This is a genomic window from Limosilactobacillus portuensis (genome assembly GCF_014838735.1).
GTDB classification, from domain to species: Bacteria; Bacillota; Bacilli; order Lactobacillales; family Lactobacillaceae; genus Limosilactobacillus; species Limosilactobacillus portuensis.
Window position 1 is genome coordinate 1 of the sequence record NZ_JABUXQ010000060.1, and the last position, 1,494, is coordinate 1,494.

At 43.3% G+C, this 1,494-nt stretch carries 1 protein-coding gene; it reads right to left on the bottom strand.

Annotation, left to right across the window (positions count from 1 at the left end):
- Positions 1-45 precede the first annotated feature (45 nt).
- A complete protein-coding gene (locus HUK49_RS10485) occupies positions 46-1,377 on the bottom strand; it encodes an ISL3 family transposase (protein ID WP_191913661.1) in 1,332 nt (443 codons plus the stop codon).
- Positions 1,378-1,494: the final 117 nt, after the last annotated feature.

Below are 1,494 nucleotides of genomic sequence, written 5' to 3' on the forward strand. Positions count from 1 at the left end.
GGCTCTTCGTCAAGAAGTACTGATGAGAAAATAGAATAAATTTTGTTAAGCAGCTCGTGCCTGAACCTTGGCACGGGCTGCTTGTTTATTCTTCCAGTTAATGGCAATGTAGGTGTTGGGCAGTGAGAGGAGAATCCTGATTCTGAAATTGGCAAAGTTTCGGAATCCATAGGCAACCCGCTTGATGACCTTGATCTTATTGTTAGTGCCCTCAACGGGACCGTTAGTATAAGCTTCATACTTAAAGCTATGGAGAATCTCTTTCTTGTGTTGCCTTAGTGTCCGCTGTACCTTTTGCAGGGGCTGCGGAAGCACCGTTAGTTTGGTAGTAAGCAGCTGGTTCAATCGACTACGGCTTCGCTGACTAACGGTGAAAATTAAGTCTTGGTAGTAGCGGTAAGCCTGCTGGAGCTCCTCATCAAAGCTGAGGAGACGATGAATAACTTCAACATCAGTCAATTGGGCATAGCCAAAGTTGGCTCTTCGCCAGTAGTTATCGTATTTGAGTTCACTAGCAGGCGTTAGAATTAGCTTCCAGAAGTGTTTCAGTGCTCGCCACTGATGAGTGCCTTTACCGGCATAGTTCATTGCTTGGATCCGAATTCGATTAAGAGCGCGGTAAGCTTGGGCGACGACGTGGAAGTGGTCAGCGATAATAATGGCATGTGGAAATAATTCGTGAATCAAATGACGATAAGGAGTGTACAGGTCAACTGTAACAGTTTGAACGGCTAATCGGGCTGCACGGTCATAGTGAAGAAAGTAGTTCCGCAAGTAACGGTTACGCCGGGAAAGAATAATGTCTAAGGTTCGGTGAGCCTCAATATCCATTAGAATCATACTCATACCACTCGGCGCCATCTTGCCAGACTTAAAATCATCAAAGGCAATGTGACGAGGTAAACAATGGTAGTTGGGTTTAAATGAATTATCGAGGTTGGTAATAACCCGACGAACTGTCCAATCAGAAATTCCCAGACTTTTGGCTAGATCTTTTTGCGATTGATTGGTCGTTAGGAGCATCATTGCTCGTTGCTTAATCGTCCAGGCAATGTGGTTACGGTAATCAATGTCCTTGACTGTGGCAAAGCTAGTAACCGTAGTAGGACAGTCAGCGGAAGGCTTACAGAGGTATTTTTGTTTTCTAATTGACCAAATCGTTGGCTGATAGTGAAGTGATGGTCCAAGAACTTTGACCGTCTTAAAGCCATTTTTAAGCATTAGCTGGCCACAACGGGGGCAGCGCATTGGATAAGACTGAATGAGGTGAACAACAATCCGGTCACCTTGATCTTCGATTGGCTCGTCAAAATGTTTTTCATCTAATTCCAAGTGATAGTCTTTAACTCCTAAGGCAACTCTGATAGAATAATTCATGAAAGATGGTCCTTTCTTAAACGAAGACGGGGTCCAACCATCTTTCGTTTTTTATTTTAAATTTAAACTAAAATAAGCACTGATGTTAAGTCCATCAGTACTTAAAATTGTAGAACC

Bases quoted from the DNA above. Each gene is read 5' to 3' on its own strand.
- HUK49_RS10485 (WP_191913661.1), bottom strand. From the start codon at position 1,377: ATGAATTATTCTATCAGAGTTGCCTTAGGAGTTAAAGACTATCACTTG.